At 66.0% G+C, this 22,609-nt stretch carries 22 protein-coding genes; 7 read left to right on the forward strand and 15 right to left on the reverse strand.

All coding sequences use genetic code 11. The annotated features are described in order from the left end of the window. Positions 1–36: 36 nt before the first annotated feature. The 3 genes from QNO03_RS06605 to QNO03_RS06615 are packed head-to-tail and all read right to left on the reverse strand — an operon-like array spanning position 37 to position 3,178. Complete coding sequence (locus QNO03_RS06605) at positions 37–1,092, reverse strand: polyprenyl synthetase family protein (protein WP_289602621.1); 1,056 nt, start codon at positions 1,090–1,092, stop codon at positions 37–39. A 50-nt stretch (positions 1,093–1,142) separates the two neighbouring features. Next, entirely contained in the window at positions 1,143–2,471 is a 1,329-nt protein-coding gene (locus tag QNO03_RS06610) for a geranylgeranyl reductase family protein (protein WP_229947112.1), read from the reverse strand. Further along, positions 2,468–3,178 (reverse strand): demethylmenaquinone methyltransferase, encoded by a 711-nt coding sequence (locus tag QNO03_RS06615; protein WP_229947110.1) that lies wholly within the window; start codon positions 3,176–3,178, stop codon positions 2,468–2,470. Before QNO03_RS06615 ends, QNO03_RS06610 begins: the two co-directional genes overlap by 4 nt. A gap of 119 nt (positions 3,179–3,297) precedes the next feature. Here QNO03_RS06615 and QNO03_RS06620 point away from each other — a divergent pair, with 119 nt between their 5' ends. From QNO03_RS06620 to QNO03_RS06640, 5 genes are all read left to right on the forward strand, one after another. Beyond that, positions 3,298–4,647, forward strand: a complete 1,350-nt coding sequence (locus QNO03_RS06620; protein WP_289602623.1) for an isochorismate synthase — start codon at positions 3,298–3,300, stop codon at positions 4,645–4,647. A gap of 185 nt (positions 4,648–4,832) precedes the next feature. Beyond that, the gene (locus QNO03_RS06625) at positions 4,833–5,612 is read left to right on the forward strand and encodes a basic amino acid ABC transporter substrate-binding protein (protein ID WP_289602624.1); all 780 of its coding nucleotides are present in this window, start codon (positions 4,833–4,835) and stop codon (positions 5,610–5,612) included. A 166-nt stretch (positions 5,613–5,778) separates the two neighbouring features. Next, a complete protein-coding gene (locus tag QNO03_RS06630) occupies positions 5,779–6,567 on the forward strand; it encodes a basic amino acid ABC transporter substrate-binding protein (protein ID WP_289602626.1) in 789 nt (262 codons plus the stop codon). A 72-nt stretch (positions 6,568–6,639) separates the two neighbouring features. Beyond that, positions 6,640–7,425, forward strand: a complete 786-nt coding sequence (locus QNO03_RS06635) for an amino acid ABC transporter permease (protein ID WP_229947082.1) — start codon at positions 6,640–6,642, stop codon at positions 7,423–7,425. A 5-nt stretch (positions 7,426–7,430) separates the two neighbouring features. Continuing rightward, a complete protein-coding gene (locus QNO03_RS06640; protein ID WP_289602627.1) occupies positions 7,431–8,180 on the forward strand; it encodes an amino acid ABC transporter ATP-binding protein in 750 nt (249 codons plus the stop codon). A 226-nt stretch (positions 8,181–8,406) separates the two neighbouring features. On the opposite strand, the gene QNO03_RS06645 is transcribed toward QNO03_RS06640, so the two are convergent. The 3 genes from QNO03_RS06645 to QNO03_RS06655 all read right to left on the reverse strand — a co-directional run bounded on the left by QNO03_RS06645 (position 8,407) and on the right by QNO03_RS06655 (position 11,630). After that, positions 8,407–8,601: a helix-hairpin-helix domain-containing protein gene (locus QNO03_RS06645; protein ID WP_229947078.1), complete on the reverse strand. Its 195-nt coding sequence runs from the start codon at positions 8,599–8,601 to the stop codon at positions 8,407–8,409. 247 nt (positions 8,602–8,848) lie between these two features. Next, the gene (menD, locus tag QNO03_RS06650; protein ID WP_289602629.1) at positions 8,849–10,549 is read right to left on the reverse strand and encodes a 2-succinyl-5-enolpyruvyl-6-hydroxy-3-cyclohexene-1-carboxylic-acid synthase; all 1,701 of its coding nucleotides are present in this window, start codon (positions 10,547–10,549) and stop codon (positions 8,849–8,851) included. Positions 10,550–10,643: 94 nt separating this feature from the next. Then, positions 10,644–11,630 (reverse strand): o-succinylbenzoate synthase, encoded by a 987-nt coding sequence (locus QNO03_RS06655; RefSeq protein ID WP_289602631.1) that lies wholly within the window; start codon positions 11,628–11,630, stop codon positions 10,644–10,646. Between the two features lie 89 nt (positions 11,631–11,719). On the opposite strand from QNO03_RS06655, the gene QNO03_RS06660 reads away from it, so the two are divergent. Beyond that, positions 11,720–12,628, forward strand: coding sequence for a phosphatase PAP2 family protein (locus QNO03_RS06660; protein WP_289602633.1), 909 nt, complete (start codon positions 11,720–11,722; stop codon positions 12,626–12,628). Here QNO03_RS06660 and QNO03_RS06665 read toward each other — a convergent pair. The 5 genes from QNO03_RS06665 to pdhA form a co-directional block, all read right to left on the reverse strand. Further along, a complete protein-coding gene (locus tag QNO03_RS06665; RefSeq protein ID WP_289602635.1) occupies positions 12,625–13,857 on the reverse strand; it encodes an MFS transporter in 1,233 nt (410 codons plus the stop codon). The genes QNO03_RS06660 and QNO03_RS06665 overlap by 4 nt on opposite strands. Before the next feature lie 85 nt (positions 13,858–13,942). After that, entirely contained in the window at positions 13,943–14,800 is an 858-nt protein-coding gene (locus QNO03_RS06670; protein WP_289602637.1) for an MBL fold metallo-hydrolase, read from the reverse strand. A gap of 61 nt (positions 14,801–14,861) precedes the next feature. After that, positions 14,862–16,358, reverse strand: coding sequence for a dihydrolipoamide acetyltransferase family protein (locus QNO03_RS06675; protein ID WP_289602639.1), 1,497 nt, complete (start codon positions 16,356–16,358; stop codon positions 14,862–14,864). Continuing rightward, positions 16,355–17,518, reverse strand: coding sequence for an alpha-ketoacid dehydrogenase subunit beta (locus QNO03_RS06680; RefSeq protein ID WP_289602641.1), 1,164 nt, complete (start codon positions 17,516–17,518; stop codon positions 16,355–16,357). The genes QNO03_RS06675 and QNO03_RS06680 overlap by 4 nt, the downstream gene beginning before the upstream one ends. Before the next feature lie 19 nt (positions 17,519–17,537). Continuing rightward, complete coding sequence (pdhA, locus tag QNO03_RS06685; protein ID WP_289602642.1) at positions 17,538–18,812, reverse strand: pyruvate dehydrogenase (acetyl-transferring) E1 component subunit alpha; 1,275 nt, start codon at positions 18,810–18,812, stop codon at positions 17,538–17,540. Between the two features lie 186 nt (positions 18,813–18,998). Here pdhA and QNO03_RS06690 point away from each other — a divergent pair, with 186 nt between their 5' ends. Then, the gene (locus QNO03_RS06690) at positions 18,999–19,451 is read left to right on the forward strand and encodes an Lrp/AsnC family transcriptional regulator (RefSeq protein ID WP_289602644.1); all 453 of its coding nucleotides are present in this window, start codon (positions 18,999–19,001) and stop codon (positions 19,449–19,451) included. A 264-nt stretch (positions 19,452–19,715) separates the two neighbouring features. On the opposite strand, the gene QNO03_RS06695 is transcribed toward QNO03_RS06690, so the two are convergent. The 4 genes from QNO03_RS06695 to paaD all read right to left on the reverse strand — a co-directional run bounded on the left by QNO03_RS06695 (position 19,716) and on the right by paaD (position 22,557). Beyond that, positions 19,716–19,964, reverse strand: a complete 249-nt coding sequence (locus QNO03_RS06695; protein ID WP_229947060.1) for a DUF6480 family protein — start codon at positions 19,962–19,964, stop codon at positions 19,716–19,718. Positions 19,965–20,129: 165 nt separating this feature from the next. Then, on the reverse strand, positions 20,130–20,897 hold the full coding sequence (locus QNO03_RS06700) for an enoyl-CoA hydratase/isomerase family protein (protein WP_289602647.1): 768 nt from the start codon (positions 20,895–20,897) through the stop codon (positions 20,130–20,132). 10 nt (positions 20,898–20,907) lie between these two features. Beyond that, the gene (gene paaE / locus QNO03_RS06705; protein ID WP_289602649.1) at positions 20,908–22,041 is read right to left on the reverse strand and encodes a 1,2-phenylacetyl-CoA epoxidase subunit PaaE; all 1,134 of its coding nucleotides are present in this window, start codon (positions 22,039–22,041) and stop codon (positions 20,908–20,910) included. Between the two features lie 3 nt (positions 22,042–22,044). Then, the gene (paaD, locus tag QNO03_RS06710; protein WP_289602650.1) at positions 22,045–22,557 is read right to left on the reverse strand and encodes a 1,2-phenylacetyl-CoA epoxidase subunit PaaD; all 513 of its coding nucleotides are present in this window, start codon (positions 22,555–22,557) and stop codon (positions 22,045–22,047) included. Between the last annotated feature and the right edge of the window lie 52 nt (positions 22,558–22,609).

Here is a 22,609-nt window from a genome sequence, read left to right on the forward strand (position 1 = left end):
TGAGGGCCGCGCTGGCGGCAGCCCGGCAACAGACCGTCAGACCTCGCGGTTGACTACAGCCCGGGCAAACGCGGCGAGGGCTTCCTTCACTACGGAGTCCGGCAGCGGTGCGAGGGCAGCCACGGCGTCTTCGGACCAGCCGCGTGCCACTTCCCAGGCATCCTGGGTCACCGGACTGCTGCGCAGGGCGGCTACGGCTTCCGCCAGAGCCTCATCCGAGCTGAGGTCACGGTCCACCAGTTCCAGCACCGCAGCAGCGTCCGTGTCTCCTCCGGCCGCAGCGCGGCGCAGCAGCAGTACGGGCAGCGTGGGGACACCTTCGCGCAGGTCCGTGCCGGGCGTTTTCCCGGACTTGACCTGCATGCCGGTGACGTCGATGACGTCGTCGGCGAGCTGGAAGGCAATACCCACCTTCTCGCCGTATTCGACCATGATGTCGATGACGTCCTGACCGGCACCGGAGAAGAGGGCACCGAACTGGCCGGAGGCGGAAATCAGCGACCCGGTTTTGTCCGCAATTACGGACAGGTAGTGTTCCAGCGGATCCTGGCCCTCCGCAGGGCCGACGGTTTCATGCAGCTGGCCCAGGCACAGCCGCTCAAAGGTGTGGGCCTGAATAGCCAGGGCTGGACCCCCGAGGGCGGAAACGAGGCTCGACGCACGGGCAAAGATCAAGTCGCCGGTCAGTACAGCCACCGAGTTGCCCCAGATCTCGTGCGCAGTCGGTGCTCCGCGGCGGTACGGAGCCTCATCCATCACGTCGTCGTGGTAGAGCGTGGCAAGGTGCGTCAGCTCAACAACGACTGCCGACTGGATGACCTTCTCGGGCGCATCCTCCGCACCGAGATGGGACGCGAGCAGGGTCAGGAGCGGACGGATCCGCTTCCCGCCGGCCTCCACGAGGTGCCGGGACGTGACATCGGCAAAGGGATCGGAATTGGCGACAGCTTCACGCAGCCGCGTTTCCACCTGCTCCAGGGACGCGGCCATCGACGGGCCCAGCCTGGGGTCCTCCGCCAGCAGAGCGAACCCCGGCGGCAGGGCGGAAGTGCTCGGCGCGGTCTCCGGGCTGGTGTTGGTGGATTCAGTCACTGTTCAAGACTAACTATTTGTCGGAACGGGTGGACAACAGGCATCTAGCGTCACGGCAGCTGCGCGGATTGCCGGGAGGTCCCCGGCGTTCCCTGGTTGCTTGCCGCAGGAACCAGCATTTCCAGTAAGGCAATAACTCTATCCTCTATGCCTTTGGAGCTGCGGTCCGTGAGGTTCGCGAGCATACGCACCACAAACCGCATCAGCACCGGAATAGGCATCCCGGTGCGGAGAGCCAGTTTCATGATTGCAGGACGGCCGATCATGGAGGCGAAGATACGGCCCAGGGTGAAGTGGCTGCCCCACTCTTCCCGCACATGCCCTGCATAGCCGCGCAGCTCGCCGTCGAACGCGGCACGGGACGTAAGCAGGCCGGGCGTGAGGGCAGCACCTTCGCCCTCGATGATGTGTTCGGCGGCAAATCGAGCCGATTCCATGGCGTAGGAGATGCCTTCGCCATTGAAGGGGCTGACCATGCCGCCCGCATCACCGAGCAGAAGCAGCCCGGGTGAATAGTGCGGAGTGCGGTTGAAGCCCATGGGCAGAGCTGCACCGCGGATTTCGCCCACTTGGTTTTCGGGAGTGAAACCCCACTCTGCGGGCATGCCCGCAGTCCAGTCGCGCAGGACCTTGCGGTAGTCCAGCTTCCCGAATTCCTTGGAGGAGTTCAGGATGCCCAGGCCCACATTGGAGGTTCCGTCGCCGACGCCGAAGACCCAGCCGTAGCCGGGCAGCGGATTGCCGGCGGCGTCGGGAAGTTCCAGCCAGCCTTCCATCCACTCGTCATTGGTGCGGGGGCTCTCAAAGTAGGTGCGCACGGCCACGCCCATCGGACGGTCGTCGCGCTTTTCGATGCCCAGGCTCAAGGCTGTGCGGCTGGAATTTCCGTCAGCAGCCAGCACGACGTCGGCAAAGAACTCCCGCCGTTCGCCGGTACGCCTTCCGTTTTCGTCCAACACGTTGGCGACGGCGCCTTCCACCCGCCCGTCGTCGGCACGGATCGCGGAGACCACCGTATGCCGCTCAAGGATTTTCGCTCCAGCCGCCTGCGCGTGGCGGGCCAGGGCCTCGTCGAAACCGAGTCGGGTGCGGATCAGGCCGTAGTCCGGGAAGTCCGAAAGTACCGGCCACGGCAGCTCAAGGGTCCGGCCGCCGGCGATCAGGCGCAGCCCCTTGTTCCGGCGCCACCCTTCAGCCTCTTCGTGCGGCAGCCCAAGGAACTGGATTTCGCGCACCGCACGGGGAGTCAGGCCGTCGCCGCAGACCTTTTCCCGCGGGAAAGCAGTCTTCTCGAGAACGGTGACGTCCACTCCGGCAGAGGCGAGGTAGTACGCGGCTGTGGAGCCGGCGGGACCGGCACCGACAATAAGGACCTTCACTTTGCCGGCTGTCCTCCGGGCTTGACGGCGCGGTGCACGGCGACGATTCCGCCGGTGAGGTTCCGGTAGGCCACATCCTGCCAGCCGGTTTCGGCGATCCACGATGCAAGGCCGTCCTGGTTCGGCCAGGCCCGGATGGATTCAGCCAGATAGACGTACGCATCCGGGTTGGAGGCAACCTTGCGTGCGATCGACGGCAGGGCACGCATCAGGTACTCGGTGTACATGGTGCGCCACACCGGAACCACCGGGGAGGAGAATTCAGCAATGACGAGGCGTCCGCCGGGCTTGGTTACCCGGAGCATTTCCGCCAGGGCCTTCTTCGGCTCGTTGACGTTACGCAGGCCGAAGGAAATGGTGGAGGCGTCAAAGGAGTTGTCCTCGAACGGCAGGTTGGTGGCATCGCCGGCCACGAAGTCAATGTCGGGACGACGGCGCTTGCCTACCTTGAGCATGCCAAGCGAGAAGTCGCAGGCCACGACGTCGATCCCTGCGTCGGCATAGGGCTCGCTTGAGGTGCCGGTGCCGGCGGCCAGGTCCAGGACCCGCTGTCCGGGCACGGCCCCCACGGCGTCCACCACAACACGGCGCCAGCGGCGTGTCTGTCCCAGGGACAGCACGTCGTTCACGACGTCGTATTTAGGTGCCACGTCGTCAAACATGGCAGCAACTTCATCCGGGCGTTTTTCCAACGATGCGCGGTTCACTCTGTCATTGTCTCAAACAATGCAGGGGCCACCGAACCGGGCGTCCCTTGTCGTGTTGCTCTCAGCCCCGGGGCCCCGATATCCGGCCTGCACCGGCGGCGGAGTACTGTGGAAGCACTATGACCACCCTGCGTTCTGTGACAGTGCCCGTCGGTGAGCTTTCCGCCGCCATGGGTCTCCTGGAGTATCTGGTTCTCGACGAGCAGCTGTGCTGGATCCGGCGCCAGGAAGGACTTGTCGGCTTCGGAGAAGCCGCCCGTTTCACCTCCAGCGGCCCCGAGCGCTTTGCCCGTGCACAGCAGTGGTGGCGGTCCATCCTGGCGGAAGCCGAGGTCGAGGACCCCCTGGCAGCCCCCGGCACCGGCGTCGTCGCCTTTGGCTCCTTTGCCTTCTCCAAACGTTCCCCCTTTGAATCCCGGCTGGTGATTCCCGAAATTATCGTGGGGCTGCGCGACGGCGAGGGCTGGGTAACGTACACCACCGCCGATCCCGACGCCGACCTCAACGCCGAGACGGCGAAGGCGGCACTGGCCCGCTATCTGGAGGATCTGCCGGTCTACCGCGAGAGTGATACGTCGGACCGGGTCCTGCCGGGCATGTTGAGCGAGTCCGAGTGGAAGAACGCCGTGGCACGCTCCGTGGCCCACGTCGCCGCCGGAGATCTCAGCAAGATTGTCCTGGCCCGCGATATTGCCGTGAAGCTGGGCAGCCCGGTCGTCTCCTCGCAGGTACTGCGTGAACTGGCCGTACGTTACCGCGACTGCTGGACGTACTCCGTGGATGGACTGATCGGCTCCACCCCGGAGATGCTGATCCGGGTCCGGAACGGAACCGCCGAGGCCCGGGTGCTGGCTGGCACCCTGGACCGTGCAACGGCACCCGAAGATGATCCGGACTACGCCCAGCGGGTGCTGGCGGGGTCCGATAAGCAGCAGCACGAACACCAGATCGCCATCGATTCGCTCACCCGCTCCCTGGAGCCTTTCACTTCTTCGATGACTTCCCACACGGAGCCGTTTGTCCTCGAGCTGCCCAATGTGTGGCATCTCGCCTCGGATGTCCGGGCCGCGCTTGCTCCCGACGAAGGCGGCCTGATTCCTACACCGCTGACGCTGGTGGAAGCACTGCACCCCACCGCGGCCGTCTGCGGGTTCCCGACCAGCGTTGCGGGCGAACTGATTAGTGAACTTGAACACATGGACCGCGGCCCGTATGCAGGACCGGTGGGCTGGATGGATGCCGCCGGAAACGGCGAGTGGGGCATCGCCCTGCGCGGTGCGGTGATCGAAAGTCCCACCGATGTGCGGCTCTATGCAGGCTGTGGAATTGTCGCCGGCTCCAATCCTGCGGCGGAACTAGAGGAAACTTGGAGCAAGTTCCGGCCGATGCTTGAGGCCCTTGGCCTCGGCCGGCCCGGCGCCAGGGCGCAGCGTATTCCCGACTTCGCCGCATCGCCGGCAGGGTTCTGAGCCACCACTGATGTCCCTCCCGGGACCGGTTGCATAACCGTATGGTCCTTTGCATAAATTTACAGTGGGTAGAATAGAAACTCGGAAGTGGCCCTCACGGGTCTTTCCGCCTGATGCCGCTCTGGAGACGGTTGGTTTCCGCCTGCGGCTTGATCTATTCCTGCCGACCAAAGGTCTGAATTCCCATGCCGCACAAAGTCCGTACCACCGTTGCTGCCCTCCTGGCTGTCGGGGCACTCGCCCTCACCGCCTGTGGCGACTCCACCTCAGCTGACGAATCCGGCCTTGCCACGGTCAACGAGGGGTCCCTCACGGTTTGCTCGAATGTTCCCTTCAAGCCCTTCGAATACGTCGTGGACGGGGAATACACCGGATTCGACATTGAGCTCACCCGCGAGATCGCCAAGGGCATGGGCCTGGAGCATGAGATCCAGAATGTTGGCTTCGACGGCCTCCAGAGCGGTACCGTCCTCGCGGCCCGTCAGTGTGACCTCATAGCTGCCGCCATGTCCATCACTGAGGAACGTGCCGACAAACTGGCTTTCTCCGACCCGTACTATGACTCGCCGCAGACCCTGCTCGTTCCTGCCGATTCACCGGTTGCCTCCCTTGCGGATCTGAAGGGCAAGAAGATAGGCGTCCAGCAGGGCACCACCGGCGAAACCTATGCACGGGAAAATGCCGGCGACGCGGAAATCATGTCCTTCCAAACCGATGCCGAGCTTTTCCAGGCCATTCAGGCCGGAAACATCGACGCGGTCCTGCAGGACCACGCCGTGAACCTGGACCATACCGAGGATGGCAAGTTCCGGATTTCAGCCACCTTCGAGACCGGGGAGTCCTACGGCTTTGCCATGAAGAAGGACGGCAGCGAGGACCTGGTCGCAAAGGTGAATGAACAGCTCGCGGCACTGCGGGAGAATGGGAAGTACCAGGAGCTCCATGACCGGTTCTTCACGAAGTAGGCGCAGGCAGCAGCAGGCCCGCAGCACGGCATCCGCCGGGCACGGGCCGGCGGCCGGAGCCCGCGGACATATTGCCGAAATATGTACTGAGTACGCTCTAGACTGCTTCCCAATACCAAGCTACGGGTGAGTCCGCTCACACCGTCCTACGTTAGGTTGTATACCAATGCCGCACAAAGTCCGCACCGCTGCCCTCACCTTTCTAACCATCGGCGCCCTCTCCCTGACCGCCTGTGGTGGCGACGACGCCGGAGCCTCCGACGACTCCGCCAACGGTTTTGATCTGGTTTCAGAAGGCACCCTGACGGTCTGCTCGGACATCCCGTTCGTGCCGTTCGAGTATGAAGAAAACGGTGAATACACCGGTTTCGACATGGACCTGGTCAAGGAGATCGCAACGGGCCTGGACCTTGAACTGGCAGTCCAGGACGTTGGATTCGAGGGCATTGCCAGCGGCACCGTGCTGGCTGCGGGCCAGTGCGACCTCGAAGCAAGTGCCATCACCATCACGCCGGAACGCGAAGAGGCCATGGGCTTTGCCGATCCGTACTATGACTCGCTGCAGTCCCTGCTGGTCCCGGCGGATTCCGATATCAAAACCATCGCTGACCTGAGCGGAAAGAAGCTCGGCGTCCAGCAGGGCACGACAGGCGAAGCGTACGCGCGGGAGAACGCTCCGGACGCTGAGATCGTCTCCTTCCCGTCAGACGGCGAACTGTTCCCGGCCATTCAGTCCGGTAACGTCGACGCTGTGCTCCAGGACCTGCCGGTGAACATTGGACACACGGAGGATGGTGACTTCACCATCGCCGAAGAGTATGAGACCGATGAGTCCTACGGCTTCGCCATGGACAAGGACAACACCGAACTCATCTCCGCCGTCAACGAGCAGCTCACAGAGATGCGCGACAACGGCAAATACCAGGAGATCTACGACAAGTACTTCACCGAATAACGCCTAGACCACTGCGTCGTCCCGGGCCGGGCGCCCGGGACGACCCCTTTTCTTCCCCGGAAGGCCCCCACTTTGAAACCCTCCACCCGCAGACGCCTGTTCCGGGGCGTCCTGTATGCCGTTTTTGTCATCGCGCTGGTAGCCGTAGTCCTGGCTGCCGACTGGGAAGCTATCGGTGAGAACTTCTTCGACGCCGAGGTGGCCCGTGAGGCTTTCCCCACCATCGTTACGGTGGCGGTCAAAAACACGATTATCTACACCATCATCGCTTTCGCCGGCGGGCTCCTGCTGGGCCTGCTGCTGGCCCTGATGAAGCTCTCCCCCGTCGCTCCGTACCGCTGGGCCGCCACGGCCTACATTGAACTTTTCCGCGGGCTGCCGGCCCTGCTGGTGATCTTTGGTTTCGCCTTTGCCGTCCCCATTGCCTTTGACTGGCGTCCGCCGGGAGGCAGCGCCGGCGCCGGGCTCCTCGCCCTGATCATCGTGTCCGGTGCGTACATTGCCGAGACAATCCGCGCCGGCATCCAGGCAGTACCTTCCGGCCAGGCCGAGGCCGCCCGGTCCCTCGGCATGGGTCCGGCCTGGACCATGATCTCCGTGACCCTGCCCCAGGCCTTCCGGATCATCACGCCGCCGCTGACCAACGAGCTCGTCATCCTGATCAAGGACACCTCCCTGCTCTTCATCGCCGGCATGGCCCTGCAGGACCGCGAGCTGACCACCTTTGCACGGGACTCCGTCTCCCAGACCGCGAACGCCACTCCGCTGGTGCTCGCCGCACTGATGTACCTGATCATTACGCTGCCGCTGACCCAGCTGGTGGCAAAGCTTGAACGACACAACCAGAGAGGCAGGTAGCAGCAATGAGCGTTCCGAACACCAACGCCCCTGCCATCGAGGTCCGTAACCTTCACAAGTCCTTCGGAAGCAACGAGGTACTAAAGGGCATCGACTTCCATGTGGACCAGGGTGAGGTGGTCTGCGTGATCGGCCCCTCCGGTTCCGGCAAGTCCACCCTGCTGCGCTGCGTCAACCGCTTGGAGGAGCCCACCAGCGGCACCGTCCTGGTGGAAGGCGTGGACATCACCCATCCCGACACGGACCTGGACAAGGTCCGTACCCGGATCGGCATGGTTTTCCAGCAGTTCAACCTTTTCCCGCACCTGAATGTGCTGCGCAACCTGACCCTGGCGCAGCGCCGGGCGAAAAAGCGCGGCCAGGAAGAGGCTTCCAAGATCGCCATGAAGAACCTCGCAAAGGTTGGTCTGGAGGACCGCGCCACCGCGTTCCCCGCCCAGCTGTCCGGCGGCCAGCAGCAGCGTGTGGCCATTGCCCGCGCGCTGTCCATGGACCCCGACATGATGCTCTTCGACGAGCCCACCAGCGCCCTGGACCCGGAGCTGGTTGGCGATGTGCTTGCCGTAATGCGCCAGCTGGCCGAAGAAGGCATGACCATGATGGTGGTGACCCACGAGATGGGCTTCGCCCGCGAAGTAGGCGACCGTGTGGTCTTTATGGACGGCGGCGTAGTGGTGGAGCAGGGACGTCCCGAGGATGTCCTGGGCAACCCGCAGCACGAACGCACACGGGCGTTCCTCTCGAAGGTTCTCTAAACCGGCTCCCTTGGACCGTGGGCCCTGTCCTGTGTCGGGCCCGCGGAGACCAGTGACGTTCCGCCGGCACGGCCCGCACCTTCTGGTGCGGGCCGTGCTGCGTTTCGGAGGCAGGGTTTCGCGTGTTTCAGGGTCCCCACAGTTGTGTCCCGGGTTTCCAAGGCGTCTAAACGCCCTAAGGTGTCCAAATGCCCTAAGGTATCCAAACGCCCCGGGTGTCTCCGCTTCAGCCCAGTGCGAGTCCGTGTTCGGCCAGGGACTGTTCTACGATGCGAAGCGCCTTCGGACCCATGCCATGGAGCGAAGCAAGCTGCTCCCGCGGGACGCCGGCCAGCTGGCGAAGTGAGTCATAACCTGCCCCGGTCAAGGCGCGGGCCGCAGGGGCTCCAACCTTCGGCAGGGCATCGAGCGGTGTAGCCATGCAGCGAGGCTACGCTTCAGCCAGGCGGGACGTATAGGCCTTGTCTGGGCAGCATCTCCGCGACTCTAGCCGCTCGCTCATATATCCGCGGCTCCGGCGCAGCTCCTCTCGTCGCGGCTCCGGCGCAGCTCCTCTCGTCGCGGCTCCGGCCGCAGCCCTTAACTCCGCGGCATCTCCGCGGCTCCGGCGGCAGCTCCTCTCGTCGCGGCTCCGGCCGTCACCTCTCCGCAGCGCTCCCAGCCGCCCGTTATTTCCCCAGCGCTGCCGTCACAGCGCTCTGGACCTGACGGTGCAGGCCGCGCAGCGTTTCCCGCGCGGTGCAGACTTCCAGTACCGAGCGCCCATTGACCGGTTCCGCCAACGCAGCTTCGAGTTCATCCGCAGACCGGATCAGTTGATGGCGCACTCCATAACCGCGGCACAACCCGGCGAGGTCTGCGCGGTGCGGTGTTCCGAAGAAGCGTTCCACCAGTGCCGCATACCGCGGATCCTCCCCCAGTGCTCCGTGTTCCAGCACCGAAAAGATGCCGCCTCCGCCGTCGTTCAACACCACGATCTGCAGATCAGGCTCGGTCTCCCCATCACCCAGGAGCAGGGCACCGGCGTCGTGCAGGAAGGTGAGGTCCCCCAGCAGCAGCCGGGTCGGAATGCCGTTCGCCAGCGCGATGCCCGTTGCCGTGGAAATCGTTCCGTCGATCCCGGCGAGCCCGCGGTTGGCGTATACGTCCAGCGGATGCCAGCCTGGGGAGGCGACCAGGTCCATGTCCCGGATCACGTTGGAGGAGCCAAGCACAAGGTTCGCATCCGCAGCGTCCCAGACCAGGTCCGCCACCTGCAGCCCGGTCAGCTGGTCCTGCTGCTCCAGCAGGTTGGTCAGGGTGTTCAGAGCAGCCTCGGATGCGTTGCGCCACTCCTCGAGCCAGCCGGGTGCACCGGTGCCGGCGAATTCGAAGAGTCCGGGGATGTCGCTGATGATGGTTTCCGGACGCCGGCCCGGAGCGAACCAGTTCACCGGCCGGGGCAGATACAGGGCCTTCTCGACGTCGGTACGTGCCAGCAGCGCCGCTACCGGCCGGGAGAGCGTGGGCCGGCCAAACACCACAACGCGTTCAATCCTCGAACCCAGTTCCGGCAGCAGCAGGCGGTAGGCGCCCACTGCATTGGGACCAAAACGGGCGTTGGAGGACGGCTCGGCCAGCAGCGGAAGCCCGGCACGCAGCGCGAACAGCGCCGCAAGCTCCCCGGCGCCGTCGCCCGCCACCACCACAGTGCGGTGCATCCCGGGAATTGGCGGATCGGTTGCCGGGACCCGATCCGGGAACGACGCCGGCGCGGGCAGCGCCGTGCGGTCCGCCGCGGACTCCAGGAACAGCGGATCCGACTCCCCGGGGGTCAACGGATCACGGAACTGGAGGTTCACGTGGACCGGCCCTACCGGCATGGCGTCACCGAGCCCGGCCAGCGCTGCGGAAATCGGCCCGGCGGGATCGGTCCCTGCCTCCACATCGGCGGAAGCCATGGGGAAACCGGCGAAGATTCCCGGCTGCACGGTGGTCTGGTTCGCGCCGGTGCCGTGCAGTTCTGCGGGACGGTCGGCCGAGAGGACCACCAGCGGGACGCCGCCGTGGTGCGCTTCCATGACAGCGGGCATCAGTTCGCCGACGGCGGTGCCCGACGTCGTCACCACGGCCGCGGGACGCCGGCCTCCGCGGGCCAGGCCGAGGGCCGTGAACCCGGCAACCCGTTCATCGATCCGCACGTGGACCCGCATCCGGTCCTGCAGTTCGGCTTCGGCCAACGCATAGGCCAGCGGAGCGCTGCGGGATCCGGGAGCGAGGACGACATCACGCACTCCGGCGGAAGCCAGGGCGGCAACGGCGGAGCGGGCTGCCTGGAGCGCAGTCAGGTCGGCGGAAGACGGGGTGGGGGCGTTCGAGGTTCCAGTCACCTTTCCATCCTAGGGTTCCGGGCATCAGGCCCGTAGCCGGCCCAATCCCACGGATTTCCCACCCTGGCGAAGTCCCCGTCACACCTAGCCGCGCCTATTCCACCAGTTCGTACACCCGTTCCAGCCGGTCCAGCCACCACTGTCGGCGCTCCGGCGGGGCCGCGAACCGTTCCAGCAGTTCCCCGGACACCGGTACGTCCCGCACGGCCAGAGCGCCGCCGTCGGGCAGCAGGGACTCCTCGGTCACGTCCCCTGCCATCAACGAAAGTGTGCCCAGCCCGCAGGCGTAGGGAAGCTCCGGCAGGGCCGCGGCCAGCGCGACTCCGGTGCGGATCCCCACCGAGGTGTCGATGGCGGAACTGACCACTGCTGGCAGCCCGGCCTGCGCCACAATCTGCACAGCCCGGCGCACCCCGCCCAAGGGGGCGGCCTTGATGATGATCAGGTCTGCGGCGTCCTCCCGGGCGACCTTCAGGGGATCGGATTCCTTGCGGACGCTTTCATCGGCGGCGATCAGCACCGGGATCCCGCGGCGGCGCAGCTCGGTCCGGACGGCACGCAGCCCATCGATGCCGGCGACCGGCTGTTCGGCGTATTCCAGTCCGGCTTCGGCCAGCAGGGTCAGTGTTTCGACGGCGGTGCGGAGGTCCCAGCCCGCGTTGGCGTCCACGCGGATACCGGCAGCGGGCAGCAGCCGGCGGACTTCGGCCACCCGGGCCAGGTCTTCCTGAGGAGTCTGGCCGGCTTCGGCAACCTTCACCTTCACTGCGGATACGGCCCCGAAACGGGCCAGCACGCCCTCGACCTGGTCGACCGCTACGGCGGGCACCGTTCCGTTCACGGGAATCGAGCGGCGGAGAGGTTCGGGGTAGCCCTGCCAGGCCGCTTCCAGTGCGGAGGCAAGCCAGGGCGCGGCTTCGGCATCGGAGTATTCAGGGAAGGGCGAAAACTCGCCCCAGCCGGCCGGACCCTCAATCAGCAGGGCTTCCCGGTGCAGAATGCCGCGGAACTTTACCCGCATCGGGAGGGAAACCACGCGGGCTCCGGCCAGGAGGTCAGTCAGTTCGGGGGTCTGGGGCACCCTGCCAGCCTACGCGTTGCCACCCGCATCCCGGCTGGGCCGTCTGGGCAAACAGGAAACGATCATGATCATGTGGCAATCTGGAACCAATGGATACTCGCAACTTGCTGGCACAGCGCTCCCGTGCCCAACGACCGGCTGCGCATAATCCGGCGCTCTTCCTTTTTGCCGCGCTTCTCTGTGCTGCCGGCGTTGCCGCAACCTATTGGTTTTTTGTCCGCACCACGATTGGCCAGCTCGCCGATGAGTCGGCCTTCAAGGAAGCCGAGCTCATTGCCCCGGGAACCGGCCGGCCGGTGCTCGCCTTCCTGGACAACCTCCCGCTGATCTCGGTGTTCATCGCGGTGATTGTGGTGGTGTTCGTGTCCATCCTGCGGCACCGGATTTCGCCGGCAGTGATTGCCCTGGGCACGTTCGCAGCCGCCAATGTCAGCAGCCAGCTGTTGAAACGGACCGTGCTGGACAGGCCCGACCGCGGGGTGGTGACCCTGGATTTCAACTCGCTTCCGTCCGGCCACACCACGCTCGCGGCCTCTGCCGCTGCCGCTGTGTTCCTGCTTGCCTCACCGCGTTGGCGGCCGCTGACCGCGCTCTTTGGCGGCAGCTATGCGGTGCTCGCAGGTGCAGCCACCTTCCTGAACCTCTGGCACCGCCCCGCCGACGTCGTCGCCTCGCTGCTCGTGGTCGCGGCATGGACACTCGTGGGCGGCCTGGTCATGATGCGGACGAATCCTGAATGGAACCGGTGGCCGGCCAAGGGCGCGGCGCAGGGCTCCGCAAAGGCTGTTGCCCTGCTCTGCGCCGTCCCGGGAGTGCTCGCCACGGCTGCAAGCCTGGGCCTGTACTTCTATGCCCGCTGGGATCATACGGCAGTGACCACCTCCGCGCCGCTGTACTTCTGGGCGGGACTGGCCCTGATTGTCGGCGTCGGTTACCTGGTCAGCGCCCTCGCCTGCTGGCTCTTCAGCCAGCAGGCCGGAGATCCTGCCCGGCGCTAACGCACTTCGCGTACGCCGGACGGATTGCCGGTGGCTTTCCGTCCGGGAACCCAGAGCCAGAGCACAACGGCACCCAGCAGTCCCAGTCCGGCTGTCGCCCAAATGCCCGCCGAGAGGGACACGAGAGCGGTGACGGCCGAGAGGATGCCGGGCCCACCCATGGTCCCGATATCCGCCAGCAGCCGCCAGATCCCGAGGAACTGCGGACGTCCCGGAGAGGGTGAGAAGTCCGCGCCGAGAGTCATAACGATTCCGGATCCGATACCGTTGCCGAACCCAATCAGCAGTGCAGCAAGGAGCAGACCGGTGGCCCCGGAGGCCAGCGGCAGCAGCGCGAGGCCCAATCCCATGATCAGCATGCAGGGTACCGCCACCGAGCGTCTCCCCCAGAGGTCCATGGCCTTGCCTGCGGGGTAGAAGATCAACATGTCGATGGCACCGGAAAGCCCGTAGATCAGTGCCGTGGAGGTGGGATCGAGACCAATGTGCTGGCCCCAGAGCGGAATCACCGCCTGCCGGGTGGCCCGGACGGCTGCTATCAGCAGTACCCCTATCCCAATGGTCCGGAACACCCGTGCATGGCTGCGCAGGATGGACCGCACGGTGGGCGCCGGGGCGGAGTCCAGGGGTTTCACTCCCTGTCCCGCCCCTCGCCCGGAACGGACGGCCAGGTCCGGCACTTGGAAGCTGAGGATCCCTGCCCCGACGGCAGCCAGGGCCCCCACCCAGTAGGCGCCCGTGGTACCGAAGAAATGGATTGCTCCCGCAGCCGCGAAGGGCCCGATGAACACACCGATCCGGTTCACCCCGCCGAGCGTGGACAACGCCCGGGCCCGGAAGTGCACCGGCACAGCTTCCGTCAGGTAGCTTTGCCGGGCCAGTCCGAACACCGATCCGGCCATCCCGACCATAAACACCGCCACCGCAAAAACCCACAGCACCGGGACCGAGGCCGCGAGGACCATCGCCAGCGCGGACCAGGCAGAAGCAGCGACAAGGGCCCATTTTTCCCCGAAACGCGTGGTCACGATGGTCGCGGGGACATTAGTCAGCAGAGAACCCACGCCGGTAAGCGTGATAACGAGGGCTGCAAGGGCCACAGTGGCACCGAGGCCACGGGCGCTGAGCGCGATCACCGGCAGGATGGCTCCGGTCGCCAGCCCGTAGAGGAGGGTGGGACCGTAGGCCGGGATGGCTATTTTCCGAAGGCTGAAATCGTCCGCTGGCACGGCCCCAGACTATCGCTGACGGCGCCTGCTTCCGGTCCGGGCTACTTCGGGTCTACCTCCGGGCTATTTTCGGGCTGATTCCGGCCTATTTCCGGAGCCATTTCCACCGGGCCAGGGTCCGCAGCCGGGTGAGCAGCGCCCGGGACTGGTCCGGACCGTACGGCAGGATGGGGATGGCTTTCGTCATGTCCACGGACGCCTGGTCCATGGCGCTGCGGGTGACGGCGACGGCGGTGCGCATCTTGTTCATCTGGGTGGTCACGAAGTCGACCGTGACGGGTCGCCCGTGGCCCGGAACGAAGACCGTGTACAAATCTTCCAGGGCGGCGACTTTACCCAGGGTGCGGATCCAGTCCTTAGGGAAGGAATCTTCAAAGGCCGGATCTGCGCCTTGTTCCACCAGGTCACCGGTGAAGAGCACATCGCCGGCTCCAACCAGCAGATCATGGTCGGTGTGGCCGCGGCCGAGCTGGAAGAGCGTCACGGAGATACCGCCCAGATCCAGGTCAACGGGGACGTCCTCCACCAGTTTCGTGGGCTCGGCAATTTCCGTGTGGGCCCCCATGGCTGCAGCCATTTCCGGTTCCGCATCGGCGGCCTGGGGCCGGTGGCTGTTTCCGTTTTCACGGATGCTGGCGGCGCAGCCGGCGGTTGCCCAGATGTCCTCCACACCCTTGGCAAGCAGCAGGGCGTTGCCGAAGTAATGGTCGAAATGCGCATGCGTGTTAACTGCTGTCAGCGGCAGATCGGTGAGTGCCCGCACAGCGTCGTAAATCTCCTGCGCCATGCCGGGCCCGGCACCGGTGTCAATAAGCAGGGCACGTTCGTCCCCGATCACGAGCCCGGTATTCACGGCGAAGGCAGCGTTGGAGCGCACCCATACCCGGGGCGCCACCTCCTGCCAGCCGAGCTGGCCCGTGACGTGCTGCGGTGTTTCAGTCATGTCGCTTTCCTTTCCGCTGGCCGGTCTCCAACCTATCCCGGGTGGTTGCTCCCGGCCCGTATTAGAGGTCCGCAAGGACACGGCCTGGGTTTTCGACGGCGTCGGCAACGTAGCGCAGGAAACCGCCGGCGGTCGCGCCGTCGCACACGCGGTGGTCGAACACCAGGGTCAGCTGGGTGACTTTCCGGACGGCAAGCTGGCCGGAGACGACCCACGGCTTGTCAATGATGCGTCCCACGCCGAGGATGGCCGACTCGGGATAATTGATGATCGCGGCGCTTCCGTCCACGCCGTAGACACCGTAGTTATTCAGGGTAAAGGTGCCCGAGGAAAGCTCCCCCGGGGTAGCCCTGCCGTCCTGCGCAGCAGTGGTGAGGCGGCGGATCTCTGCATCCAGGTCCCGTGTGGACAGGGCGTCTGCCCGCCGGACGGAGGGAACCATCAGCCCGCGCCCGGTCTGGACAGCGATGCCAAGGTTAATGCCGTCGAAAGCCTCAATCGCAGCTTCGTGTTCCTCCCCCTCCGCCGGGCTCCCGGAGCTGTCCCCCGCGGCCACGAAGCGGGTGTTGAGCGCCGGGAACAGGGCGAGACCGGCGAGCGTGAACCGCGCCAGGAAGGCCAGCAACGAGGGTACGTCCTGCCGCTGCTCCGACAGGACGTCACGCAGCTCCATGAGGGGCGTCGCATCCACATCCACCCAGACGGTTGCTTCCGGTATAAGACTCCGGCTCCGGCTCAGGTTCGCAGCAATCGTGCGCCGGACTCCCCGGACGGGCGTGCGCGAGATGACGCCGAGCCCCGTCCGGACGTCTCGGGCAGCCCGGACGTCTCGTGTCTCCGCGGCGTCCCGGGCAGCCCGGCCGGCTGCCTCAACCACCTCGCCCTCGACCACCTCACGCTGGGCCACCTCATCCTGGGCCACCCCGCTCCGGACGCCCTCGGCCACCCGTGCGGTAGCCGCTGCCCGGCTGGCCACCTCGGCCTCGACGTCGCGCCGGAGGATCAACCCCTCAGGACCAGTCCCGGAAAGATCCGTCAGCTTCACTCCGGCATCGCGGGCCATCCTGCGGACCAGCGGGGACACGCACCGCGGAGCTTCGGTCCGGACCGGGACCGCCGCAACCGGGGCAGCAGGCGCCGCCATCCGCCGGCGGGGTGCCCGGGTGCGCCGGGGTGCCAAGCCGGATTCCGGGGTCCCGTAACCGATGAGCACATTCCCGGACCCGGCCCTCTCTTCCTGCCGGTACGCCTCTCCCTCCGGCGATGCCCCAACACCCGCTTCAGGCGCCGCCGCCACAGACGTTTCGGGTGCTGCCGCCGAGGTCTCCACCGAGATCAGTGGACGCCCGACGTCGATGCTGTCGCCGGCCTCACCGTGCAGCCGGGCGATCGTGCCGGCAAACGGCGACGGAACCTCGACCAGGGATTTGGCGGTTTCCACCTCCGCCACAGGCTGGTCGACGACCACCGTGTCTCCTTCAGCCACGAGCCAATTCACCAGCTCGGCTTCCGTCAGTCCTTCGCCCAGGTCCGGCAACAGGAAGGTACGCACGCTCATCGGCGGGCCTCCGAACTGCGGGTTTCCAAGCTGCCGGCTTCCATGCTGCCCGTTCCTTCGTTTTCAGCTGCGGGCTCGTCCCACTGCAGCTCATCCACGGCGTCCAGGATCCGGTCCACCCCGGGCAGGTACCAGTGCTCCAGCTTCGGTGCCGGATACGGAACATCGAACCCGGTCACCCTCAGCACCGGGGCAGCAAGGGAATGGAAGCAGCGTTCCTGGATACGGGCAACGATTTCAGCGGCCACGGAAGCGAAACCGGGGGCTTCGGCAATAACCACTGCCCGCCCGGTGCGCCGGACCGACGCGTCCACGGTGGCGTCGTCGTACGGGACAATCGACCGCAGGTCGATGACTTCCAGGGACCGTCCCTCGGCCTCGGCGGCTGCCGCGGCAGCCAGTGCCGTCGACACCGACGGACCGTAGGCGACCAGCGTCGCATCCGTTCCGGTGCGTGCCACCGCAGCTGTACCGATGCCTCCCGGAACCTCCCGGCCTGTGCGTACTGCCTCATCGGCTGCCTGCCGCAGGGCGGCAAGGTCCACCGTTTCCTTGCTCCAATAAAGCTTCTTCGGCTCCAGGAACACCACCGGATCATTCAGCCGGATGGCGGCGCGCAGCAGGGAGTAGGCATCGGCCACGGTTGCCGGTGCGACGACGGTCAGGCCCGGGGTGTGTGCGTAGTAGGCCTCCGACGAATCGCAGTGGTGTTCCACTCCGCCAATTCCACCGGCGTACGGAATGCGGATCACCATGGGCAGCTTCACCTTCCCGCGCGTCCGGTTGGACATCTTCGCGACGTGGCTGACCACCTGCTCGAAGGCGGGATAGGCGAAGGCGTCAAACTGCATTTCCACCACCGGCCGCAGTCCGTTCATCGCCATGCCGACAGCCATTCCCATGATCCCGGACTCGGCCAGCGGAGTGTCGAAGCAGCGGCCTGTTCCGAACCGTGCCGTCAGCCCGTCGGTGATCCGGAAGACCCCTCCGAGCGGCCCTACATCCTCGCCGAAGACCACCACCGTCGCCTCGGCAGCCATTTCGTCGGCGAGCGCCGCATTGAGTGCCTTGGCGAAGGTCAGGGGTTCAGGCCCGGAAGGTGCATCGGTGCCTACCAGTTCCCGCGCCTCGGGGCGGGTGTCCGTAGCGTTTGCTGCCATGGTGCTGCCTTTCCGATGGTCAGCGCTGGGCGCTGGAGGTGCCGGGGGTTTCCGGGTGGGAGTTGGCAGCGGGGCTGCCGCCCGGTTCCGCGTCCGGTTCGAGGGCAGGTTCGCTGTCGCTGCGTTCCGGTTCACCGTTTTCCGGTGCATCTCCGCTGGGTTCGCTGCGGCCGATTTCACCGCGCAGAAGCTCGGCCTGCTCATCCAGCTGCGGTGTGGCCCGGGTGTAGACATGCTTAAACAGGGCCATCGGATCCGGGTCGACGTCGGTGTTCAGGCCTTCCCGCATGGCCGCCGCGAGGGCTTCGGCCTCTGCCGCCAGTGCTTCCTCGCGGGCATCATCCAACAGTCCGGCGGCGCGCAGGTAAGTCCGTGCCCGCACCACCGGGTCCCGGGAAACCCAGCCCTGCACTTCCTCTGCCGAGCGGTACCGGGTGGCGTCGTCGGCGTTGGTGTGGGCCTGCATGCGGTAGGTGTGCGCCTCCACGAGCGAGGGGCCGCCACCCTCGCGCGCCCGCTCCACGGCCGCACCCAGGACGGAAAGGAGCGCGGCGACGTCGTTGCCGTCCACCCGTTCCCCCGGCATGCCGTAGCCGACGGCTTTATGCGCCAGGGACGGAGCCACCGATTGGTTTTTCAGCGGCACCGAGATGGCATATTCGTTGTTCTGGATGAAGAAAACCACGGGCACATGGAACACCGCAGCGAAGTTCAGCGCCTCATGGAAGTCACCCTCGCTGGTCGCGCCGTCACCGCACAGGGCCAGCACCACAGTGTCCTCGCCCTTGAGTTTGGCCGCATGGGCGACGCCGACGGCGTGCAGCAGCTGCGTGGCCAGCGGGGTCGCCTGGGGTGCCACCCGGTACTCATACGGGTCATATCCGCTGTGCCAGTCCCCGCGCAGCAGCGTCAGCACCTGCAGCGGATCCACGCCACGTGACATCACGGCAACACTGTCCCGGTACGTCGGGAACAGCCAGTCCTGTGCCTGCAGCACCGCGGCGGCGGCCACCTGGCAGGCCTCCTGCCCGTGGGAAGAGGGATAGACAGCCAGCCGGCCCTGCCGCACCAGCGCGTTCGCCTGGTCGTTGATCCGGCGTCCGGCCACCAGGCGGGCGTACGCATCCAGCAGCATGCCGCTGCCCGGCAACGGGTAACGGGGATCGTGGTGTTCCTTGCCGTCCAGATCAATCAGCTGGACGGGAACATCCGAGGGAAGCAGCGCGTGCACGGGTCCGGAACCGCTTTCGGCAGGCACATCGGCCTGCCGGGTCCTGCCGGTGGAGATGGTCATTACGAGCCTCCGTCTGCCAGCACCGCGGCGCCGTTGCACGCGGGATGTACTGTCTTGCCAGTATGCTTTCGGCGGTACTTTCGGGACCAGCATTCCCGTAAATCTTGGACGGCAGCGCACTCCAGGCGTATTCTGATGGACACCTTGCAAATGTGACGCAGATTACTTGGGGAGAGCGTGGACATTATGACTACAACGCAGGTGCAGCCGCTGGACGACGTTGACCGGAAGATCCTGGCCGTCCTGCGCTCCGACGGAAGGGCCTCGTTTACGGCCGTCGCGCAGGCCGTGCACATATCCCGGGCGCATGCCTACTCCCGGATTGCCCGGCTCACCGAATCCGGGGTACTCAGCCGCTTTACCGCACTGGTGGATCCGGAGAAGGCAGGGCTAGGCTCCTCCGCGTACGTCACCCTGAAGGTCCGCCAGCACGCCTGGCGGGAATTGAAGGACCGCCTCAGCGAGGTGCCGGAGATCCACCACATTGCCCTGGTGGGTGGTTCCTTTGACGTTATAGTGCTGGTCCGCGCCGAGGACAACATCCACCTGCGCAGGGTCATCTTTGACCAGCTGCAGTCCATACCGGGTGTCCTGGACACCCAGACGTTCCTGGTCTTCGAAGAACGCGACACCCGATAGGTTCCGGAACCTACCAGCAAAGACAGAAGAGGCAGGGCCTGCAGCTGCAGGCCCTGCCTCTTTCATTCGGCGGTATCAGTTCGCCGGTATCAGCCGGCCCGGTCACCGTGGTCAGTCGGGTTACTTAGTCCGCCCCGCCACTCTGGCCAGTCCGGTTACTTTGGCCAGTCCAGCCACTCTCGTCAGCCCGGCGACCCTGATCTGCACCGCCGCTCTGGTCAGAGGCCACCCCGTTCAGCCAGTGAACGCCGGCCGACCGAAGGATCAGTTTTCGTCGTGCCCCTGGTCGGAGCTCATCTGGTCCTCTGCCGGAGGGGTCTCTCCCGGGGGAACGCCGCCGCCGGGCTCCAGGCCGGTGATGTTGCCATCCAGCGGATCAGGATTGGTGCTTCCTGCCTTCGTCTCACTGTGGGCGTGGTTGCCGGTGCCCTCCTGCGTTCCGGAGCCCTTCTGCGCGTCCTTGGGCTTGTCCGGGTTCGCCGGGTCGTTGTTCGGGTTGTAGCTGTCGGCCATGTTCCGCCTCCTCGGTTTCTCAGAGTTCTCTAGCGCCGGTAAGCACCTGTTGTAAGCATGCTTACGAGTTACTCCCAACCTAGCCCTGCGTCCGCCGCACCACAACCCGGGCCAGGCCGGCCCACGTCCCGGGTCAAGCCGGTCCCGGGTGCGAACACTGCCCCATCAACCTTGGAAAACGGGCCTGCGCTTGGCCAGGAAAGCGCTGAATCCTTCCGCGTAATCTGGCGTTGCGCTGAGCTTCTCCTGGACCGTGTTCTCCGCATCAAGCGCATCCCAGAACCCCAGGCGCCGGTCCCGGATCTCAGCCACCAGCTGCCGGGAAGCCGTATAGGCCTGGGTCGGACCGGACGCAACGCGGAGTGCCGTGGCCCGGGTGTGGTCCAACAGGTCGGCGGGGTCCAGAGCGCGGCTAAACAGGCCGGCGGCGACCGCCTCGGCTCCGGTCATCAGGTCCGCGGTGTAGATCAGGTCCAGGGTGCGGTGCGGCCCCAGCCGTTCGGTGAAGAGCCAGTGTCCGCCCGAGTCCAGCGCCGCACCCAGATTGGCGAACGGAGAGCCGATCTTCGCATCGGTGGCTGCATATACGACGTCGGTGGCCACCAACAGCCCCAGGCCCACCCCCAGGCATGCACCCTGGGCCGCCGCGAAGGTCGGTGCGGGAAAGGCCGACATCTTCTGCAGGAGCGGCCGCAGGCTGTCCACGAGGTAGCCGCGTGCATCGTCGTTTTCAGGCGAAACGGAGCCCAGGTCCCGTCCGGCACAGAAGCTCCTGCCCTCTCCGCGCAGTAACAAGGCGCGCACGCCGGCGGCTGCCGCGTCGTCGTAAGCGTCCCCGAGCTCGGCCAGGGCAGACCTGTCCAGGGCGTTGAGTTTCTGCGGGGCATTCAGGACTACTTCCGCGACGCCGTCGTTGATGCTCAGTTCAATCATCGGTGCCCTCCTAGGCGTCGTAGTCCACGCTGACTTCGCTGCTGGTGGGGCGGCTCTGGCACGTCAGGATGTAGCCACGCTCCAGTTCCTCCGGTTCCAGTGCATAGTTCTCCTCCATGTCCACGCTGCCGGAGACCAGCTTGGCGCGGCAGGTGCCGCAGACACCGCCGGCGCAGGCGAACGGTACATCAGGGCGCACCCGGAGGGCAGCATTGAGCACCGATTCACGGGCATGCACCGGGCTGGCCACCTTGCCCTGCAGTCCGTCCAGCCGGAAAGTGATGTCGAAGTTGTCCCCCGAAGTGTCGCGGAGAACGGGCCGGCCGGTGGAACCTTCCGGACGGTCTGGACGTGCCGTGGTGAACAATTCGAAACGCACCTTGGCCGGGTCAACCCCGCGCTCTGAGAGGGCATCGCGGCACAGCTGGACCAGGTCGAACGGGCCGCAGAGGAACCATTCGTCCACTTCCCCAGCCGGCAGTACCGAGTCGATCAGGGTGGTGATCTTCCCGGCGTCGAGCCGTCCGCTGAGCAGCGGCGAAATGCGCTGCTCACGGGAAAGGACGTGGTGCAGGGCGAAGCGGGACGGATACCGGTCCTTGAGGTCCGCCAGCTCTTCGAGGAACATCACGTCCATCGCGGCCTTGTTCGCGTAGACGAGATCAAAGCGGGTGGTTGGCGACGAGGCCAGCACGGTCCGCGCGATGGCAATGACGGGCGTGATGCCCGACCCCGCAGCGACCGCGGCAAACACCTGCCCATGCGCCGATCCCAGGTCGGCGGTGCCGGGAGCATGGCGGGAGATGAAACTGCCGGCCGGGCTCATCACGTCCAGCACGTCACCGGCCTTCAGATGCTCGTTGACCCAGGAGGAAAATAGTCCCCCGAGATCCCGCTTGACCGCCACCCGCAGTTCTCCCGGTATCGGTTCGGCGCAGATGGAATAGCTGCGCCGCAGCTCCGTGCCGGCCAGCACCGTGCGCAGGGCGACGTACTGGCCCGGCAGGTAGGAGTAGGACTCCACGAGTTCCGGCGGAACCGCGAAGGTGACCTCCACGGCGTCGTCCGTCAATCTGCGTACGGCGGCAACCGTCAGGGGGTGGAAGGCGCCGCGGCGGAGCGGCGCTTCGGGAAGGGCAGTCATGGGTCAGAGCACCTTGAAGTAGTCGAACGGCTCCCGGCACTCGCCGCAGACCCAGAGCGCCTTGCAGGATGTGGACCCGAAGCGCGTCAATTCATGGGTGTTCAGCGAGGAACATTGGGGGCATTTCACGCTCAGGCCCACCCGCACGGGTCCCGCAGCGGCACGGCCCGACGGCGGCGCGATGCCGTAGGCGTCCAGCTTCGCCTTTCCGGCACTGCTCATCCAGTCGGTGGTCCATGCCGGAGCTAGCTCCAGCGAAACCGAGACGGCGGGATAGCCGGCAGCGCGGAGGGCCGCGGTGACGTCGGAGCGGATGGCGTCCATGGCGGGGCAGCCGGAATAGGTGGGTGTGATGGCCACCTGGACGCGGTCGCCGGAAATCTCCACCCGCCGCAGCACACCGAGGTCCTCGATGGTCAGTACCGGAATCTCGGGATCACAGACCGTCGCGGCCACATCCCAGGCGGCTGCGGCCGCCGGGTCTGCCGGGCGCAGGACGGGAGGTTCCGGCCGCATATCCGGGGGTTCCGGACGCGCGGCCGGTGGTTCCGGGCGCAGGCGGGATTCC

Origin of the sequence: Arthrobacter sp. zg-Y877, assembly GCF_030373105.1 — a bacterium.
In the GTDB taxonomy this organism is placed as follows: Bacteria; Actinomycetota; Actinomycetes; order Actinomycetales; family Micrococcaceae; genus Arthrobacter_B.

Excerpts from the sequence above, each read along its gene's own strand:
- QNO03_RS06620 (WP_289602623.1), top strand. The coding sequence starts at position 3,298 with ATGACCACCCTGCGTTCTGTGACAGTGCCCGTCGGTGAGCTTTCCGCC.
- QNO03_RS06625 (WP_289602624.1), top strand. The coding sequence starts at position 4,833 with ATGCCGCACAAAGTCCGTACCACCGTTGCTGCCCTCCTGGCTGTCGGG.
- QNO03_RS06630 (WP_289602626.1), top strand. The coding sequence starts at position 5,779 with ATGCCGCACAAAGTCCGCACCGCTGCCCTCACCTTTCTAACCATCGGC.
- QNO03_RS06640 (WP_289602627.1), top strand. The coding sequence starts at position 7,431 with ATGAGCGTTCCGAACACCAACGCCCCTGCCATCGAGGTCCGTAACCTT.
- QNO03_RS06645 (WP_229947078.1), bottom strand. The coding sequence starts at position 8,601 with ATGGCTACACCGCTCGATGCCCTGCCGAAGGTTGGAGCCCCTGCGGCC.
- QNO03_RS06660 (WP_289602633.1), top strand. The coding sequence starts at position 11,720 with ATGGATACTCGCAACTTGCTGGCACAGCGCTCCCGTGCCCAACGACCG.
- QNO03_RS06670 (WP_289602637.1), bottom strand. The coding sequence starts at position 14,800 with ATGACTGAAACACCGCAGCACGTCACGGGCCAGCTCGGCTGGCAGGAG.
- QNO03_RS06675 (WP_289602639.1), bottom strand. The coding sequence starts at position 16,358 with ATGAGCGTGCGTACCTTCCTGTTGCCGGACCTGGGCGAAGGACTGACG.
- QNO03_RS06680 (WP_289602641.1), bottom strand. The coding sequence starts at position 17,518 with ATGGCAGCAAACGCTACGGACACCCGCCCCGAGGCGCGGGAACTGGTA.
- pdhA (WP_289602642.1), bottom strand. The coding sequence starts at position 18,812 with ATGACCATCTCCACCGGCAGGACCCGGCAGGCCGATGTGCCTGCCGAA.
- QNO03_RS06690 (WP_289602644.1), top strand. The coding sequence starts at position 18,999 with ATGACTACAACGCAGGTGCAGCCGCTGGACGACGTTGACCGGAAGATC.
- QNO03_RS06695 (WP_229947060.1), bottom strand. The coding sequence starts at position 19,964 with ATGGCCGACAGCTACAACCCGAACAACGACCCGGCGAACCCGGACAAG.
- QNO03_RS06700 (WP_289602647.1), bottom strand. The coding sequence starts at position 20,897 with ATGATTGAACTGAGCATCAACGACGGCGTCGCGGAAGTAGTCCTGAAT.
- paaE (WP_289602649.1), bottom strand. The coding sequence starts at position 22,041 with ATGACTGCCCTTCCCGAAGCGCCGCTCCGCCGCGGCGCCTTCCACCCC.
- paaD (WP_289602650.1), bottom strand. The coding sequence starts at position 22,557 with ATGCGGCCGGAACCTCCCGTCCTGCGCCCGGCAGACCCGGCGGCCGCA.